The sequence below is a fragment of the Streptomyces sp. NBC_01314 genome, assembly GCF_041435215.1.
GTDB lineage: Bacteria > Actinomycetota > Actinomycetes > Streptomycetales > Streptomycetaceae > Streptomyces.
In genome coordinates this window covers 4,254,054-4,271,634 of the sequence record NZ_CP108394.1, presented here as the reverse complement: position 1 = coordinate 4,271,634, position 17,581 = coordinate 4,254,054, and the positions used below count along the sequence as shown (strand labels likewise).

General features: G+C 71.4%; 15 protein-coding genes. 6 read left to right on the top strand and 9 right to left on the bottom strand.

What is annotated here, in order from left to right; genetic code table 11:
- Positions 1–234: 234 nt before the first annotated feature.
- Positions 235–2,016 carry a hypothetical protein gene (locus OG622_RS18675; RefSeq protein WP_371577382.1) on the top strand — a complete coding sequence of 594 codons (1,782 nt, stop codon included), beginning with the start codon at positions 235–237 and terminating at the stop codon, positions 2,014–2,016.
- Positions 2,017–2,108: 92 nt separating this feature from the next.
- Here OG622_RS18675 and OG622_RS18670 read toward each other — a convergent pair whose 3' ends face one another.
- The 3 genes from OG622_RS18670 to OG622_RS18660 all read right to left on the bottom strand — a co-directional run bounded on the left by OG622_RS18670 (position 2,109) and on the right by OG622_RS18660 (position 5,685).
- The gene (locus OG622_RS18670) at positions 2,109–3,740 is read right to left on the bottom strand and encodes a phospho-sugar mutase (RefSeq protein ID WP_371577380.1); all 1,632 of its coding nucleotides are present in this window, start codon (positions 3,738–3,740) and stop codon (positions 2,109–2,111) included.
- Positions 3,741–4,293: 553 nt separating this feature from the next.
- Positions 4,294–5,118, bottom strand: a complete 825-nt coding sequence (locus OG622_RS18665) for a purine-nucleoside phosphorylase (protein ID WP_371577378.1) — start codon at positions 5,116–5,118, stop codon at positions 4,294–4,296.
- Between the two features lie 129 nt (positions 5,119–5,247).
- A complete protein-coding gene (locus OG622_RS18660; protein WP_037694514.1) occupies positions 5,248–5,685 on the bottom strand; it encodes a gamma-glutamylcyclotransferase in 438 nt (145 codons plus the stop codon).
- A 167-nt stretch (positions 5,686–5,852) separates the two neighbouring features.
- Here OG622_RS18660 and OG622_RS18655 point away from each other — a divergent pair, with 167 nt between their 5' ends.
- Both OG622_RS18655 and OG622_RS18650 read left to right on the top strand, forming a co-directional pair.
- Positions 5,853–7,301: an NAD(P)H-quinone dehydrogenase gene (locus OG622_RS18655; protein WP_371577375.1), complete on the top strand. Its 1,449-nt coding sequence runs from the start codon at positions 5,853–5,855 to the stop codon at positions 7,299–7,301.
- Positions 7,302–7,451: 150 nt separating this feature from the next.
- Positions 7,452–8,459: a DeoR/GlpR family DNA-binding transcription regulator gene (locus tag OG622_RS18650; RefSeq protein ID WP_371577373.1), complete on the top strand. Its 1,008-nt coding sequence runs from the start codon at positions 7,452–7,454 to the stop codon at positions 8,457–8,459.
- A gap of 166 nt (positions 8,460–8,625) precedes the next feature.
- On the opposite strand, the gene OG622_RS18645 is transcribed toward OG622_RS18650, so the two are convergent.
- Both OG622_RS18645 and OG622_RS18640 read right to left on the bottom strand, forming a co-directional pair.
- A complete protein-coding gene (locus OG622_RS18645; RefSeq protein WP_371584138.1) occupies positions 8,626–9,192 on the bottom strand; it encodes a TetR/AcrR family transcriptional regulator in 567 nt (188 codons plus the stop codon).
- Positions 9,193–9,370: 178 nt separating this feature from the next.
- On the bottom strand, positions 9,371–11,143 hold the full coding sequence (locus tag OG622_RS18640) for a biotin carboxylase N-terminal domain-containing protein (RefSeq protein ID WP_371577371.1): 1,773 nt from the start codon (positions 11,141–11,143) through the stop codon (positions 9,371–9,373).
- A 392-nt stretch (positions 11,144–11,535) separates the two neighbouring features.
- Between OG622_RS18640 and OG622_RS18635 the strand changes: the two genes are divergently transcribed.
- Positions 11,536–12,039: a hypothetical protein gene (locus OG622_RS18635; protein WP_371577369.1), complete on the top strand. Its 504-nt coding sequence runs from the start codon at positions 11,536–11,538 to the stop codon at positions 12,037–12,039.
- 27 nt (positions 12,040–12,066) lie between these two features.
- Here OG622_RS18635 and OG622_RS18630 read toward each other — a convergent pair whose 3' ends face one another.
- The 4 genes from OG622_RS18630 to OG622_RS18615 all read right to left on the bottom strand — a co-directional run bounded on the left by OG622_RS18630 (position 12,067) and on the right by OG622_RS18615 (position 15,011).
- Positions 12,067–12,687: a nucleoside triphosphate pyrophosphatase gene (locus tag OG622_RS18630; protein ID WP_371577367.1), complete on the bottom strand. Its 621-nt coding sequence runs from the start codon at positions 12,685–12,687 to the stop codon at positions 12,067–12,069.
- 297 nt (positions 12,688–12,984) lie between these two features.
- Entirely contained in the window at positions 12,985–13,113 is a 129-nt protein-coding gene (mmpB, locus tag OG622_RS18625; RefSeq protein ID WP_371577365.1) for a morphogenic membrane protein MmpB, read from the bottom strand.
- A gap of 72 nt (positions 13,114–13,185) precedes the next feature.
- A complete protein-coding gene (locus tag OG622_RS18620; protein ID WP_371577363.1) occupies positions 13,186–13,395 on the bottom strand; it encodes an acyl-CoA carboxylase epsilon subunit in 210 nt (69 codons plus the stop codon).
- A gap of 26 nt (positions 13,396–13,421) precedes the next feature.
- Entirely contained in the window at positions 13,422–15,011 is a 1,590-nt protein-coding gene (locus OG622_RS18615) for an acyl-CoA carboxylase subunit beta (protein ID WP_371577361.1), read from the bottom strand.
- A gap of 184 nt (positions 15,012–15,195) precedes the next feature.
- On the opposite strand from OG622_RS18615, the gene OG622_RS18610 reads away from it, so the two are divergent.
- Together OG622_RS18610 and OG622_RS18605 are read left to right on the top strand one after the other, a co-directional pair.
- Complete coding sequence (locus OG622_RS18610; protein WP_371577359.1) at positions 15,196–16,077, top strand: biotin--[acetyl-CoA-carboxylase] ligase; 882 nt, start codon at positions 15,196–15,198, stop codon at positions 16,075–16,077.
- A 274-nt stretch (positions 16,078–16,351) separates the two neighbouring features.
- The gene (locus tag OG622_RS18605) at positions 16,352–17,515 is read left to right on the top strand and encodes an adenylate/guanylate cyclase domain-containing protein (protein ID WP_371577357.1); all 1,164 of its coding nucleotides are present in this window, start codon (positions 16,352–16,354) and stop codon (positions 17,513–17,515) included.
- Positions 17,516–17,581: the final 66 nt, after the last annotated feature.

Here is a 17,581-nt window from a genome sequence, read left to right as displayed (position 1 = left end):
GCTCTGCCGGGCTCTTTCAGGAAACGGCTCAGGACATCTGTTCTATGGTGGCCTGAAACGCGCCGGACGAGACGTCCGGGAGCATGCGAGAACCCAAACCGCCCTTGACCAAGGGCTCGTTGGGCCAGAACGTGCCCGTGCGTCCCGCCTTCACAGCTTGGTCCGCTTGGATCGCGTCGGATCGCGCGCGACGAACGGCGTAACCACGACGGCGGCCGGAGTGTCCACAGAACGATGAGTACGAACCTTGAGCCCCGGCCTCGGCCCGGGTCCCCGCTCCCACCCCCGCGCCGGCTGCCCGCGACCGCCGTGCCCGAGGGCTGCGTCGCCTGGACCGGGGAGAAGCTGGAGGCCTGGGCGCGGACCCGGCCGCCCGTCTGGGTGCCGACCCGGACACGCCCCCTGCACCTCCTCGCCGTGGTCCCGGGCGGCCTGATCGTCGGCTTCTGGCTGGCGAACTTCGCGGAGGTGCCCGCCGCCCTCGCCGTGCTGGTCCCGCTGCAACTGGTGTGGACCCTGGTCAGGCCCGAGGTCGTACGGTTCTCGGCGCCCGCGCTCCTGCTCCTGCTGAGCTGGTACGGGAAATCGCACGATGTGCCGACCCTGCTGGGCCTCACCGCCGTGACCTGCACCTGGGCCGTGGCCGAAATCCGGCTGAGCAAGCGCAGGCTCCAGCGGCAGTGGGCCCTGGCGGCTGCCGAGGGGGCGACCGCCACGGTGCCGGACGAGGCGGGACCGTTGCGGCGAGGCCGCTTCCTCATGGGGCTCGGCTTCGTGCTGACCGCACTCGGAGCGGGGCTGCTCTCCCTCGCCTCCGGCTGGGACGTCGCCACCGACCGGCACGAGGTCACGCTCGTCGGATGGTTCGTCGTCGGCTGGGGGCTCACCACACTGCTCTCCGGGTGGCTGGGGCGCCGCCGGGCCGCCGCGCTGCGGGGCGGCCCCGTGCCGGTGCTGCGGGTGCTCGTACGCGACGGCGCCGACGGGGACGCCGAGGTCTTCGCCGCCGACGACGCGGACGCACTGCGGCCGCTGTTCACCGTCGCGGCCGAGGAGTGGTACGACGACAGCGACGAGGAGGTCGAGGAACGCATCGGCCGGGAGGAGCGGGACGAACTCCTCGACGCCGTCGAGGACGTCGGCGATGACGACGAACAGCCCGGCCCTCTGCGCGAGGCCGTGCTGTACGGGCCGCCCCACGAGGGCGCCGAGATCGTGATCGTCAGCGCGGCGGAGAAGCCGGAGGAGACGGAGTACCAGGGGCCGGTGGACCTGGAGAAGCCGGGAGAGCCGGACGGCACCGACGGGGCCGAGGACGCGGGTGGTTCGCCCGCGGAACTGATCGTCGAGTCGTCGAGCGGGCCGGTGCGACCCCTGTCCGACCGGGCCGTACGGCGTTGGGGCGCCGCGCAGCGGGTCAGGGCGAGACGGAGCACGGTCCACGAGGAGCTGCGTGCCAGGGCCGTCACGGAGAGCAGGGCGCGGCTGGGCGACGAGCCGGTAGCCGTACGGCGCTGGCGGGCGGGGTGGGCCGACTGGACCGCCGCCCTCTTCATGATCGCCGCGGTCGCCGCCGTCGGGCTGTACCCGGACGGGCTGACGCAGTACGTCCTCGGTGGCGCCATCGGCGTCTTCGGAGTCCTGGTGCTGCCCCAGATGCTGGCCTGGCGCATCACGGCCGACCGCTCGGGCCTGTGGCTGAGCGGCTGGAGCCGGACCCGGCACATCGAGTGGGACCACCTCATGACCGTCCGGTGCGCCGGTACCGTCCTGACGGTGGACAGCAGCCAGGAGTCGTTCACGGCCTGGTCCGTCCGGGCGGAGCGCTGGCGAGGGCTGGAGCGGAAGCTGCGCCTGGTCCACCCGTACGAGAGGACCGCCGCCGAGATCACCGCCATGTGGCGGGAGCCCGCGCTGCGGCCCGAAGGGGAGTACAGCGGCCGGGGGAGGCCGCTCTGGCCGCTGGGTGTGGTGCTGGCCGTGGTGTGGGCGGCGGCGCTGGTGCTGTTGCCGTAACCGGTCTCCGGTCCGCACATCCGCAGGCCCCGGCCGGTGATCAGTGGTGATCCGGCCAGGGCCTCCGTGCGTACGGAAGGGGTGGGGAGCGGTCAGATGCCCGCCGCCGCCGACAGGTCCCGCTTGATTCCGGCGAGCAGACCGGCCGCCTTCGTGCGGGCCTCCGGGAGACCGGCGTGGTCGGCGACCGGCACCACGACCTCCAGGTAGCACTTCAGCTTGGGTTCCGTGCCGCTGGGGCGGACGATCACACGGGCACCGTCGAGGGTGTAGCGCAGGCCGTCCGTGGGCGGGAGCCTGTCCGTGCCCCGCGTCAGATCCTCGGCCCTGGTGACGGCCAGGCCGGCGAGGGCGGTCGGGGGCCGCTCGCGGAGCCGCTCCATCGCGCGGGCGATGAGGGAGAGGTCCTGGACGCGGACCGAGAGCTGGTCGGTGGCGTGCAGGCCGTGCTCGACGGCGATGTCGTCCAGCAGGTCGAGGAGGGTGCGGCCCTCCTCCTTCAGCTGCGAGGCGAGTTCCGTGATGAGGAGGGCCGCCGTGATGCCGTCCTTGTCGCGGACGCCCTCGGGGTCGACGCAGTAGCCGAGGGCCTCCTCGTAGCCGTAGCGCAGGTTCTCGACGCGGGCGATCCACTTGAAGCCGGTGAGGGTCTCCTCGTAGGGGAGGCCCGCCTTCTCGGCGATACGGCCGAGGAGGGAGGAGGAGACGATGGACTCGGCGAACGTGCCCCGCACTCCGCGCGCGACCAGATGGGTGGCGAGGAGCGCGCCCACCTCGTCGCCGCGCAGCATCCGCCAGTCGGCGCCGTCCTTGACCGCCGCGGCGCAGCGGTCGGCGTCGGGGTCGTTCGCGACGATCAGGTCGGGGTCCGTCTCGTGGGCCTTCGCGAAGGCGAGGTCCATCGCGCCGGGCTCCTCCGGGTTGGGGAAGGCGACCGTCGGGAAGTCCGGGTCCGGGTCCGCCTGCTCGGCGACGAGGACGGGCTCCGGGAAGCCCGCGCGCGCGAAGGCCGCGAGCAGGGTGTCCCTGCCGACGCCGTGCATGGCCGTGTAGACCGTGCGGGCGGTGCGGGGGGAGCCGGGCGCGAGGACCGCGTCCGTACGGGCCAGATAGGCGTCCAGGACGCTGTCGTCGAGGGTGTCCCAGCCGACGTCGGGGCGGGGGACGTCGTCGAGGGACCGTACGGCGTCGATCTCGGCCGCGATCCCGGCGTCGGCCGGGGGCACGATCTGCGAGCCGTCGCCCAGGTAGACCTTGTAGCCGTTGTCGCGCGGCGGGTTGTGGCTGGCGGTGACCTCCACGCCGGCGACCGCGCCCAGGTGCCTTATGGCGAAGGCCAGGACGGGCGTGGGGAGGGGGCGGGGGAGGACGGCCGCGCGCAGGCCCGCACCGGTCATCACGGCTGCCGTGTCACGGGCGAAGTCGGCGGACTTGTGGCGGGCGTCGTAGCCGATGACGACGAGGCCGCCGGTGGCGCCCTTCTTGTTCAGATACGCGGCGAGGCCCGCGGCGGCGCGGATGACGACCGAGCGGTTCATCCGCATGGGGCCGGCGCCGAGTTCGCCGCGCAGGCCCGCGGTGCCGAACTGGAGGGTGCCGGAGAAACGGGCGGTCAGCTCCGCCGTGTCCGCCGCGTCGATCAGCCTGCCGAGTTCGTCCCGGGTCTCCGGGTCGGGATCCTCGGCCAGCCACGCCTTGGCGCGGGCGATCAGGTCGTCGTGCACGGGGGTCAACCTCTCGTTCTTTGTTCGTGCGGGTCCCTGAGGACCCGGGAGGTGCGGGGTGCGGGTCCGATTGTCCTCGCCCCCGCCGCCCCTACCCGTCCCTGTCCCCAGGGGCGCTGCCGCTTCGACCCCGGGGGTATTGGCTGCTTGCCAAGGAGTGCGTGTGAGGTCGAGTCGGCTCGATGGTGTGGTGGTCGGTTTCCGGGCTTGCGGTGTCCTGGGCCGTTCGGGTTGGTGTGATCGTGCGATCTGGGACGCCCGGGCCCGGACCACGCACAGGATGCGTGTCGCCAATCGGGGTCGAATACGCCGGGGACCAACTCGCCCAGGACCGTTCGGGGCGCGCGGCTGAACGGACTCACTCCCGCTCGGTCCACAGGAACGGTGAGTTCTTCGTCCGCGGGTGGGCGGGGGCTGGTCGCGCAGTTTCCTGCGCCCCAGAAGACGAAAAGCACGGGGCACAGCCGCTGCTTTTCAGGGGCGCGGGGAACTGCGCGAACCACCACGACGAACCCGCACTCGCCAACGAACCGAACTCCCGGGCTCGTGGGTGCTACAGCCGGTCCAGCACCTGCGTCAGCAGCGCGCCCATGCGCGTCGCCGAGTCGCGGCCCGCCTGCAGGACCTCTTCGTGGTTCAGGGGCTCGCCCGTCATACCGGCCGCCAGGTTCGTCACCAGGGAGATGCCCAGGACCTCGGCGCCGGCCTCGCGGGCCGCGATGGCCTCCAGGACCGTGGACATGCCGACCAGGTCCGCGCCGATGACGCGGGCCATGCGGATCTCCGCCGGGGTCTCGTAGTGGGGGCCCGTGAACTGCGCGTAGACGCCCTCCTCGAACGAGGGGTCGATCTCCTTGCACAGGGCGCGCAGGCGCGGGGAGTAGAGGTCCGTGAGGTCGACGAAGTTCGCGCCGACGATCGGCGACGCCGCCGTCAGGTTCAGATGGTCGCTGATCAGGACCGGCTGGCCGGGACGCATGCCCTCGCGGAGACCGCCGCAGCCGTTGGTGAGGACGATCGTCTTCACACCGGCGGCGACGGCGGTACGGACCCCGTGCGCGACGGCGGCGACACCGCGGCCCTCGTAGTAGTGGGTGCGGCCCAGGAAGACGAGCGCGCGCTTGTCACCGATCTTGTACGAGCGGACCTTGCCGCCGTGGCCCTCGACCGCCGACGGCGGGAAGCCGGGCAGCTCGGTGACCTGGAACTCGGCCTCGGGGGCGCCGAGCGCGTCCACGGCCGGGGCCCAGCCGGAGCCCATCACAAGCGCGACGTCGTGGGTCTCGGCGCCCGTCAGCTCGCGCAGGCGCGCGGCGGCGGCGTCGGCGGCGGCGTACGGGTCGCCCTGGATGTCGTCCGGAAGAAGAGATGCGTTCACGCGACGAGGGTATCCGGTTCCAGCCTACGCGCGTAGATGATGAGCTCACCGGATCGGGATCGTTGTCTTGTCGTTTCCGACAGCGGGTCCGGGCGCGCGACGTGCCTCGCAGCCCCCTGACCGACTCCCTCAGCAGGGGCGTTTGCGCAGTTCCATCACGTAGTCGTGGGGCGCGCCCGCCGACTCCGCCGCGTCCGCGACCTCGCCCAGGTAGCGGGCCGAGGGCAGGCCGCCCTCGTAGCCGTTGAGGACGTAGACCCAGGCCGCTTCCTCGCCGTCCAGGGTGTGTACGCGGACCCGCATCCGGCGGTATATGTCCAGACCGACGCCGACCCAGCGGTCCATCGCGTCCTCGTCCATGGGGGCGATGTCGTACAGCGCCACGAAGACCTGCGAGCGCGGCGCCTCGACGACCGTGGCCAGCGCGCCCTCCCAGCCCATGTGTTCGCCGCCGAAGGTCAGCCGCCAGTCGTTCAGCCAGCCGGTTGCGCGCAGCGGGGAGTGGGGGGCCCGGCGGGACATCAGGCGCGAGTCCATGTTGCCAGCGTAGGCGGCGTAGAGCGACATGGGGAGAGGGTACGGGAGCGCTCCGCCCGCAGGGCCGGGCGTCTGATGGCTCCGGGGCTCGGCGCGTTGGCGGGTGCGCGTGTGTCGTGGCTGGTCGAGCGGTTTCCCCGCAGCCCCCTGCGGGACCCCGTACCCCGGCGCGGTGGCATCGGCCGTCGTACGGGACAATGGAGTACGTGACTCGGATCGTGATCATCGGTGGCGGACCCGGCGGCTATGAAGCGGCGCTGGTGGCCGCGCAGCTCGGCGCGGAGGTGACCGTCGTGGACTGCGACGGTCTGGGCGGGGCGTCGGTGCTGACCGACTGCGTGCCGTCGAAGACCCTCATCGCGACGGCCGAGGTGATGACGACCTTCGACTCCTCGTACGAGGAACTGGGGATCATCGTCGCCGACGACACTCCGCACATCGACACGCCCGCGCGTGTCGTCGGGGTGGACCTCGGCAAGGTCAACCGGCGTGTGAAGCGGCTCGCGCTGGCGCAGTCGCACGACATCACGGCCTCGGTGACGCGCGCCGGCGCGCGGGTCATGCGCGGGCGCGGGCGGCTGCAGGGGCAGCAGGATCTCGACGGGTCGCGCAAGGTCGTGGTGCGCGCCGCCGACGGGTCCGAGGAGACGCTGACCGCCGACGCCGTACTCATCGCCACCGGCGCTCATCCGCGTGAGGTGCCCGACGCGCAGCCCGACGGGGAGCGGATCCTCAACTGGACGCAGGTCTACGACCTCGACGAGCTGCCCGAAGAGCTGATCGTGGTCGGGTCCGGTGTGACCGGTGCCGAGTTCGCCGGTGCCTATCAGGCGCTCGGGTCGCGTGTCACGCTCGTATCCAGCCGTGATCGCGTGCTGCCGGGTGAGGACCCGGACGCTGCCGAAGTCCTGGAGGACGTGTTCCGGCGGCGTGGCATGAACGTCATGGCGCGCTCCCGCGCCCAGTCCGCCAAGCGGGTGGGGGACCGGGTCGAGGTGACGCTCGCGGACGGACGGGTGATCAGCGGCTCGCACTGTCTGATGGCCGTCGGCGCCATCCCCAACAGCGCGGGGATGGGCCTGGAGGAGGCCGGGGTCAAGGTCAAGGAGTCCGGGCACATCTGGACCGACAAGGTTTCCCGGACGAGTGCGCCCGGCGTGTACGCCGCAGGTGACGTGACCGGTGTCTTCGCGCTCGCCTCCGTGGCCGCCATGCAGGGCCGTATCGCCATGTACCACTTCCTCGGCGACGCCGTGGCCCCGCTGAACCTGAAGACCGTGTCGTCCAACGTCTTCACCGACCCCGAGATCGCCACCGTCGGCTACACCCAGGCCGACCTGGACGCCGGGGCCATCGACGCCGTCGGGGTGAAGCTGCCGCTGCTGCGCAACCCGCGCGCCAAGATGCAGGGCATCCGGGACGGCTTCGTCAAGATCTTCTGCCGGCCGGGCACCGGCATCGTGGTGGGCGGTGTCGTGGTCTCCCCGCGCGCCTCGGAGCTGATCCACCCCATCTCGATCGCGGTCGACAACAACCTGACCGTCGAACAGATCGCGAACGCGTTCACCGTCTACCCGTCCCTGTCGGGTTCGATCGCCGAGGTCGCGCGCCAGCTCCACACCCGCAAGTCCGGCGACGGCGTCTGACGACGGCGTCTGACGACGGCGTTTGACGACGGGGTTTAGCGACGGGGTCGGACGACCGACTGGCGGCTTCCGTCCCGGATGGCCCCTATATCACTTCTCGCCTCACCGTGCGAACAACTTCTGCTATTCGGCGCAAACTGCTGAAAGCAGATGGTCGTTGGCGTTACTGTCAGTTTCGTGTTCGCTGCAGAACGTCGTCAATTGATCCTCGAAATGGTGCGGGCCAACGGAGCCGTGTCGCTCCGTGAGCTCGCTCGCGTCGTCCAGACCTCCGAAGTGACCGTACGGCGGGACGTGCGCGCTCTGGAGGCAGAAGGACTCCTCGACCGCCGGCACGGCGGTGCGGTATTGCCGGGCGGGTTCACGCGAGAGTCCGGCTTTCCGCAGAAATCTCATCTCGCGACCGCCGAGAAGACGGCCATCGCCGACCTCGCCGCGAGCTTCGTCGAAGAGGGCGAGGCCATCGTGGTCGGGGCGGGGACCACCACGCAGGAGCTGGCACGCCGGCTCGCGCGGGTCCCCGGGCTGACCGTCGTCACCAACTCCCTGTTGGTGGCCCAGGCGTTGGCCCATGCCAACCGTGTGGAGGTCGTGATGACCGGCGGCACCCTGCGCGGTTCCAACTACGCCCTGGTCGGCTCCGGCGCCGAGCAGTCCCTCCAGGGGCTGCGTGTCTCCAAGGCCTTCCTCTCCGGGAGTGGACTGACCGCAGAGCGCGGCCTGTCCACGTCCAACATGCTGTCGGCGTCCGTCGACCGCGCGCTGGTCCAGGCCGCCGCCGAGGTCGTCGTCCTCGCCGATCACACCAAACTCGGCACCGACACGATGTTCCAGACGGTGCCGACCGACGTGATCACCCGGCTGGTCACCGACGACCCGCCCGGCCACGACGACCGCGCGGTCACCGAGTTGCAGGCCCTGGCCGATCAGGGCGTGCAGATCGCGGTGGCCGGGGCGGCGAGTGGCGGTGGTACGGGAGGCGATCCCGTCCCGGCGCGCCACTCGCGCCGGGACGTGCCCCTTCCGGGACCCCGCCGCAACCAGGTCCACGGCACGGCGCCACAGTTGCGCACCGCCACGGTCCTGGGGGAGCAGCCGTCGGCCGGTGACCGGGAGCGGGAGCGAGCGGCCCGCGTCGCGGACCTGCGGCGCCGGTAGCACCGCGCACGTACGTCCGGGTAGCGCCGCGCGTACGTTCGCTGCCTGGGTAGCGCCGCGCGTACGTCCGCCGTTCGGGCAGTGCCGCGCGTACGTCCGCCGGGGTTTCTCGGCGGTCATGTCGGCCGGTTGCCCGCCGGTCAGGCCGGCAGGGGCTTCGCGCCCGTCACGGCTTCAGGCCGCGCACGGTCAACGTCAGCAGGCGGTCGGCCAACTCCGGGTCGTCCGGGGTTTCCTCGGCCGCCAGCGCGATCGCGTGGGTGAGCTGGAGCAGGTCGCCGATGGACACGTCGTCGCGTACGGCGTGGGCGTGCTGCGCCCGCCGGAGGAGGGCGGTGCCCGCCTCTCGGATGGGGGCGCAGCACCGGGCCAGGTCCGAGGGGTCCTCGTCCGCGGCGCGGGAGTCCGCGTAGGAGACCGTCATCAGGGCCTGGGCGAGGCCTCGGTATTCGCCCGCGTGGGTGATGATGTCGCGCAGCCAGGAGACGAGTGCGGTGCAGGGTCGGGCCGCTTCGAGCTGCTCCCGCGCCCGGGCCAGCAGGTCGCCGACGGCTTCCTCGAAGACCGCGCTCAGGAGGGCCTGGCGGTTGGGGAAGTGGCGGTAGAGGGTGCCGATGCCCACGTCCGCTCGGCGGGCGATGTCCTCGAGCGAGGCGGTGGTGCCGTGGGCCGCGAAGGCGAGGCGGGCCTCTGTGAGCAGGCGGTCGCGGTTGCGGCGGGCGTCGGCTCGCATCGGGCGGGGCCCTGCCGGGGGCTGGGCCGGGATGGGGCTCACCGTGGTGTCACCTGCTCTCTTTCGCTGGGGGCGTTCTCAGCCTAAGAGCTCGGGTGATCGCGGGAGTTGCGCGGGTACGGTCGATACAGCCCCGCGCCCCTGAGAAACGTCGGGGCGCGGGGGTGCTGAGCGTGGGTCAGTCCTTGATCTCGCAGATCGCCGCGCCCGAGGTGATCGAGGCGCCGACCTCCGCGCTCAGGCCCTTGATGGTGCCGGAACGGTGGGCGTTGAGGGGCTGTTCCATCTTCATGGCTTCGAGGACGACGACGAGGTCGCCCTCCTTGACCTCCTGGCCCTCCTCGACGGCGACCTTGACGATGGTGCCCTGCATCGGGGAGGCGAGGGTGTCACCCGAGGCGACCGGGCCGGACTTCTTGGCGGCGCGGCGCTTGGGCTTGGCGCCGGCGGCGAGACCGGTGCGGGCCAGGGTCATGCCGAGGGCCGCCGGGAGGGAGACCTCCAGGCGCTTGCCGCCGACCTCGACGACGATCGTCTCGCGGTCCGTCTCGTCCTCGGCCTCGGCGTCGGCGGGGGCCGCGAAGGGCTTGATGTCGTTGACGAACTCGGTCTCGATCCAGCGGGTGTGGACCGTGAAGGGGTCCGTGGAGCCGGTGAGTTCGGGGCCGAACGCCGGATCCCTGACCACCGCGCGGTGGAAGGGGATCGCGGTGGCCATGCCCTCGACGGTGAACTCGTCCAGGGCGCGGGCCGCGCGCTGCAGGGCCTGCTGCCGTGTGGCGCCGGTGACGACGAGTTTGGCCAGCAGGGAGTCCCAGGCCGGGCCGATCACGCTGCCGGACTCCACGCCCGCGTCGAGGCGGACACCGGGACCGGTGGGAGCGGTGAACGTGGTGACCGTGCCGGGGGCGGGCAGGAAGCCCCGGCCGGGGTCCTCGCCGTTGATGCGGAACTCGAAGGAGTGGCCGCGCAGCGGCGGGTCGTCGTAGCCGAGCACCTCGCCGTCGGCGATGCGGAACATCTCGCGGACCAGGTCGATACCGGTGACCTCCTCGGTGACCGGGTGCTCGACCTGCAGGCGGGTGTTGACCTCGAGGAAGGAGATCGTGCCGTCGACACCGACCAGGAACTCCACCGTGCCGGCGCCGACGTAGCCGGCCTCCTTCAGGATGGCCTTCGACGCCGCGTACAGCTCCGCGTTCTGCGCCTCGGACAGGAAGGGGGCCGGAGCCTCCTCGACCAGCTTCTGGTGACGGCGCTGCAGGGAGCAGTCACGGGTGGAGACCACGACCACGTTGCCGTGGGAGTCGGCCAGGCACTGGGTCTCCACGTGGCGGGGCTTGTCGAGGTAGCGCTCCACGAAGCACTCGCCCCGGCCGAACGCCGCGACGGCCTCGCGGACCGCCGAGTCGTACAGCTCGGGGACCTCTTCGAGGGTGCGCGCGACCTTCAGACCGCGGCCACCGCCGCCGAAGGCCGCCTTGATCGCGATCGGCAGACCGTGCTCCCGGGCGAACGTCACGACCTCGTCGGCGCCCGAGACCGGGTCGGGGGTGCCCGCGACGAGCGGGGCACCCGCGCGCTGGGCGATGTGGCGGGCCGCCACCTTGTCACCCAGGTCACGGATCGCCTGCGGGGGCGGGCCGATCCAGATCAGGCCGGCGTCCAGGACGGCCTGCGCGAACTCCGCGTTCTCCGAGAGGAAGCCGTAGCCCGGGTGGACCGCGTCGGCGTCCGCGTCCTTCGCCGCCTGCAGGACCTTGCCCATGTCCAGGTAACTGGTCGCCGGCGTGTCACCGCCCAGGGCGAACGCCTCGTCCGCGGCCCGCACATGCAGCGCGTCCCGGTCCGGATCGGCGTACACGGCCACGCTCGCGATCCCGGCGTCCCGGCACGCCCGGGCGACGCGGACAGCGATTTCGCCTCGGTTGGCGATCAACACCTTGCGCACGATGGCTCCCTCTCCTTGAAACAAGCCGAGTTTAGGGACTGCCGACACGGCGTTTCGACCCGTCCACAGTGGTGAGCTTGCCCACACGGAGCGTGAACCGAGGCTCGCTCAACCCGTGAAATCCCTTGTCGCACAGCATTGCGCAGGACTCCATGCGGAAACCCTAGCCCTCTGATGTGGTCAAGGTCTCTGTGCGGCCGTGCTGCGGCCGGTCGGGTTTCTTTGTGGAGTCCCTACTAATGGCCCAACGATTCTTTGCTCTCGTGAGAACCCTTGTCCCGGGGTTTACCCGTTAGTAGCGTTCGCGATGTCTCGAACGCCTACCTGGGGTAACGACGTGGGCGTGCGTGGCGCTGAGAGCAGCAGGACGAGAACGGAAGTGGGTGGGGCCGGTGATCCGCAGACCGGTGGCGGTGGTCACGGCGATCGTGCTGTTCGCGGAGGGGCTCGGGATCGCCGGGCTGCAGTGGTTCCTCGGCACGGTCGTCGACCGGCAGAAGATGTCACTCGCCGGGCTGGATCCGGACGCGATGTCCGTCTCCACGAAGGCCGGGGGTGTCGTCTTCGGCCTCTACTTCGTCTTCTGCGGGGTGATCGCTCTGCTCGTCGCGCTGCGCAACCGGCCCGCCGCCGGACTCGGGAGGATCCTGCTCATCAGCGTGGCCGTCGTGCACGGGCTGCTCGGGGCGCTCACCGTGGGGCTGGTCGGGTGGGGCGCGTTCGCGTTCATGATGGTCGTGCTGGGGCTCGTGCTGCTCACGCTGATGACGTACGACGGGCAGGACGGGGTTGCCGACGCGGTGCCGGGTGGGTCCGGTGGGTCCGGTGCTGCGGGTGGGCCCGGTGGGCCGGAGCAGGCTGCTCCGGCCGTTCCTCCGGCGCCCAGCGCTTCGTGACGGTGCCCGTCACTTCAACGGGTCGGGTCACTTCTCGCGGGGCGTCCACAGCTCTGTGATGCCTACGCCCAGTTGGGCCAGCAGGCGGCGGAGCAGGGGCAGGCTGATGCCGATGACGTTGCCGTTGTCGCCCTCGATGCCGTCGATGAACGGGGCCGAGCGGCCGTCGAGGGTGAACGCGCCCGCGACGTGGAGGGGCTCGCCCGAGGCGACGTACGCGGCGATCTCCTCGTCGGTGGGGTCGCCGAAGTGGACGACGGTGGAGGCGGTCGCGGAGGTGTAGCGGCCGGTGGCCGTGTCGTAGACGCAGTGGCCGGTCTGGAGCGTGCCGGCGCGGCCCCGCATGGACTTCCAGCGGGCGGTGGCCTCCTCGGCGTCCGCGGGCTTGCCGAAGGCCTCGCCGTCCAGGTCGAGGACCGAGTCGCAGCCGATGACCAGGGCGCCCTTGACCTCGGGCTTCGCGGCCACGACCGAAGCCTTGGCCTCGGCCAGGGCGAGAGCGAGGTCGGCGGGGGTGGGAGCGGTGACGGCGTCCTCGTCCACCCCGCTGACGATCACCTCGGGGGCGAGGCCGGCCTGCCGCAGCAGGTTGAGCCGGGCGGGGGACTGGGAGGCGAGCACGAGGCGGCGGGGCTGTGGGGCGGTCATGGGGTCAGGGTATTGCCTCCGGCGGTTGGCCGGTTCGGGTGCGGGGGCCCTTCGGTGGTTGGCCGGTTCGGGTGTGGGATCCGGGTTTTCAGGCGGCCTGGATTGGTGTGGTGCGCCTGTTCGCCGTGGGGGCGCGAGTGGTGTGGCGGGTGCGGGTGGTGTGTGGTTGTTCGCGCAGTTCCCCGCGCCCCTTTGGGGCGGGGCCCCGGCTGGTTGTGGGTCGGGTGCGCGTCGGGGGGTCCGCCCCCTTCTCGACTTACGCGGCTGTCTCGCCGTCGGGCATCTCGTCCGTGGCGGTCAGAGGATGCCCAGGACGAGCATGGCCAGCAGCATGGCTACGGCCAGGAGCACGCTGAGCCGCCGAAGCATGGCCTGCGTGTCGCGCAGTTCCTTCGGCGGCTCGTTCTCAGGGTCGGACCAGAGCATGGTGCGATGGTGCATCGCCCAGGGGGTCGGGCGCCTGAGTACGCGTACTCAAGTCGGTAGGAGAGGTTCCGCTCAGCCGGGCCAGTAGGTGCGGCCCCAGGTGGTGGGGCCCGGGGCCGGCAGGCGGTGGGCGGCGATGCGGGACGGGTCGGACCACGAGTCGCGGGGTGCGGGCGCGCCGGGCGGCTCGGTGGCCGCCGCCGCGGCGCGGGCCCGGACCACCGCCAGGGCGGCGGCGAGCTCCTCCGGGGTCGGGTTGCCCCGTACGACCTTGATGGTCATGTCGGCTCCCAGCAGGCTAGAGGTGGCTAGAGGGGGATGTTTCCGTGCTTCTTCGGGGGGAGGGATTCCCGCTTGGTGCGGAGTTGACGCAGGCCGCGGATGAGGTGGCGGCGGGTTTCGGAAGGGGTGATGACGGCGTCGACGTAGCCGCGTTCGGCCGCGGTGTAGGGGTTGAGGAGGGTGTCCTCGTACTCCTGGATGAGGCGGGCGCGGACTGCCTCGCGTTCGTCGTCGGGGGCGGCGGCGATGGTGCGGCGGTGGAGGATGTTGACCGCGCCCTGGGCGCCCATGACGGCGATCTGGGCGGTGGGCCAGGCCAGGTTGAGGTCGGCGCCGAGGTGCTTGGAGCCCATGACGTCGTAGGCGCCGCCGAAGGCCTTGCGGGTGATGACGGTGATGAGGGGGACGGTGGCCTCGGCGTAGGCGTAGATGAGCTTGGCGCCGCGGCGGATGATGCCGTCGTGTTCCTGGCCGACGCCCGGGAGGAAGCCGGGGACGTCGACGAAGGTCAGGACGGGGACGTTGAAGGCGTCGCAGGTGCGGACGAAGCGGGCGGCCTTTTCGGAGGCGTCGATGTCCAGGCAGCCCGCGAACTGCATGGGCTGGTTGGCGACGATGCCGACCGGATGGCCCTCGACGCGGCCGAAGCCGGTGAGGATGTTCGGCGCGAACAGGGCCTGGGTCTCGAAGAACTCGGCGTCGTCCAGGACGTGTTCGATGACCGTGTGCATGTCGTACGGCTGGTTCGCGCTGTCCGGGACGAGGGTGTCCAGTTCGCGGTCCTCGTCGGTGACGGTGAGATCCGCCTGTTCCGGGAACGCGGGGGGCTCGCTGAGGTTGTTCGAGGGGAGGTAGGACAGGAGTTGCTTGACGTACTCGATCGCGTCCTTCTCGTCGCCCGCCATGTGGTGGGCCACGCCGGAGGTCGCGTTGTGGGTGCGGGCCCCGCCCAGTTCCTCGAAGCCGACGTCCTCGCCGGTGACCGTCTTGATGACGTCCGGGCCGGTGATGAACATGTGCGAGGTCTGGTCGACCATGACCGTGAAGTCGGTGATCGCGGGGGAGTAGACCGCGCCGCCCGCGCAGGGGCCGACGACCAGGGAGATCTGGGGGATGACGCCGGAGGCGTGGGTGTTGCGGCGGAAGATCTCGCCGTACATGCCCAGGGCCATGACGCCCTCCTGGATGCGGGCGCCGCCGGAGTCGTTGATGCCGATGAAGGGACAGCCGGTCTTGAGGGCGAAGTCCATCGCCTTCATGATCTTCTGGCCGAAGACCTCGCCGAGCGAGCCGCCGAGGACGGTGAAGTCCTGGGAGAAGACGGCGACCGGGCGGCCGTCGACGGTTCCGTAGCCGGTCACGACACCGTCGCCGTAGGGGCGGTTGTTCTCCATGCCGAAGTCGGTGGAGCGGTGGCGGGCGAACTCGTCGAACTCCACGAACGAGTCGTCGTCGAGGAGCAGTTCGATGCGCTCACGGGCCGTCAGTTTGCCCTTGGCGTGCTGCTTCTCCACCGCGCGCTCGGAGCCGGCGTGCGTCGCCTCGTCGATACGGCGCTGCAGGTCCGCGAGCTTCCCCGCGGTCGTGTGAATGTCGATCTCTTCCGGCTCGGACATCGGGATGCGGCTCCCTGCCTGCTCATGGGGACGTGACGGATCAGTACGTGCTTCTCGGTGCGTACTTGGTCGTGCTTGGCCGTGCTGGGTACGTGCTCAGAAGTGTGTGGGGTTACTCATCCGTAGCGTAGTGCTGCGCCTATGGTTCGGCAGTGCGGCGTTTACCACATCTAGGCTGGGTTGCATGACGCCGCGAGATGCCTCAGACGACGCTGACAACGCTGACGACAAGCCAGGCAGCCGGTGGTCCGACCTGGACCGGCCACCCCTCAACTCCGCCTCCCTGCGGCGGGCGCTGATCCGGGAGGGCGGGCTGTGGAGCTCCCTGGACGTGGTGCCGGTCATCGACTCCACCAACACGGACCTCGCGGGGCGTGCCGACCGGCTTCCCGAGGGCGCGGTGCTCATCGCCGAGGAGCAGAAGGCGGGCCGCGGCCGCCTCGATCGCAGCTGGACCGCGCCCGCGCGCTCCGGCCTGTTCTTCTCGGTGCTTCTCAAGCCGGGCGAGGTGCCCATCGAGCGCTGGGGCTGGCTGCCCCTCCTCTCCGGCGTGGCCGTGGCGACCGGGCTGTCCCGGGCCGCCGGGATCGATACGGCACTCAAGTGGCCCAATGACCTGCTGGTGACTGTCGGTGGGCAGGAGCGCAAGGCCGGCGGCATCCTCGCGGAGCGAGCGGGTGCGGACGGGGTGGTGATCGGTATCGGTATCAACGTCAGCCTGCGGGAGGACGAGCTGCCGGTGCCCGCCGCCGGGTCCCTGGTGCTCGCCGGAGCCGTGAGCACGGACCGTGATCCGCTGCTGCGGGCCGTGCTGCGGGCGCTGGAGGACTGGTACGGGCGGTGGCGTGCGGCCAAGGGCGACCCGTCGGCGAGCGGACTCCAGGAGACCTACGCCGCCGGGTGCGCGACCTTGGGGCGGAAAGTGCGCGCCGAGCTGCCCGGGGACCGGTCGATCGTGGGGGAGGCCGTGGCGGTGGACGGGGACGGCCGGCTGGTTCTCGCCACGGAGGACGGGGTGCAGGAGCCGGTGGGGGCGGGGGACATCGTGCATCTGCGGCCTGTGTGACGTGGCGTGACGTGTGACGTGTGGGGGTGGTGGGGCTTGGGCACTCGGGGCGCGTATACGGATTCCAAGCCCGTCCGGCGTTTGACGACGAGCCCGGAGGACGACAGCCGGGGTCTGGTGGGCGTGCCCCAGGGGTGCGCGCCCACCCCGGGTGCCGTCCCCCGGACGGGGTACGCACCCTTCGGCTCACCTCACGGAGTGAGCTGGCGCACACCTGCCGTAGAGTTGAGGCCGGTCGAGTACGTGACCGCGGGAGATCGGAAGGGCAGCAGGAGTGAGCGTCGAGGACACGGGCTCCGGCACGGACGCGGATGACCGCGTGGAGCCGCCCCCCCTCTCGGCTTCGCTCGAGCGGGGAGAGCCCCACGGCGTGGACGCCGAGGAGGAGGACCCGCTGGCGCTGCGGCTCGAAGGGCTGATCCTCGGGGCCGAGCGCCGGTACACCCCCTTTCAGGCGGCGCGCAGCGCGGGCGTTTCCATGGAACTGGCGTCCCGTTTCTGGCGCGCCATGGGCTTCGCGGACATCGGCCAGGCCAAGGCGCTGACCGAGGCGGACGTCCTCGCGCTGCGTCGGCTCGCCGGTCTCGTGGAAGCGGGGCTGCTGAGCGAGGCCATGGCGGTGCAGGTGGCCCGTTCGACCGGGCAGACCACGGCGCGGCTCGCCGAGTGGCAGATCGACTCCTTCCTGGAGGGGCTGACCGAGCCGCCGGAGCCGGGGATGACCCGGACCGAGGTGACGTATCCGCTGATGGAGCTGTTGCTGCCGGAGCTGGAGGAGTTCCTCGTCTACGTCTGGCGGCGTCAGCTCGCCGCCGCCACCGGGCGGGTCGTGCAGGCCGCGGACGACGAGGAGATGGTCGACCGGCGGCTCGCGGTCTGCTTCGCCGACCTCGTCGGGTTCACGCGTCTCACCCGTCGTATGGAGGAGGAGGAGCTCGGCGAACTGGTCGAGGCCTTCGAGACCACGGCGGCGGACCTCGTGGCGGCGAACGGTGGCCGGCTCATCAAGACCCTGGGCGACGAGGTCCTCTACGCCACGGACGACGCGGGCGTCGCCGCCGAGATCGCTCTTCGGCTGATCGAGACCATGGCCAACGACGAGACCATGCCCGAGCTGCGTGTCGGCATGGCCTTCGGCACGGTGACGACCCGGATGGGCGACGTCTTCGGGTCGACCGTGAACCTCGCGAGCCGCCTCACCTCGATAGCGCCGAAGGACGCGGTTCTCGTCGACGGAGCCTTCGCCGAGGAGCTGACCCGTACGGCCGAGGCCCCCGCCTCCGAGGCCGACGCCGCCGAAGCCGCGGCCGCCGCGGAGAAGGAGGGCGAGGAACCCCCGACCTACCGCTTCGCCCTCCAGCCGATGTGGCAACGCCCGGTGCGCGGCCTGGGCGTGGTCCAGCCGTGGCTGCTCACGCGGAGGCCGGGCAAGGCGTGAGGGCACGCCGCCTCAGGTAGTCGGTACGGGGCGTGGGGCTCTGTGGTGCCTGGGTCTGCGGTGCGT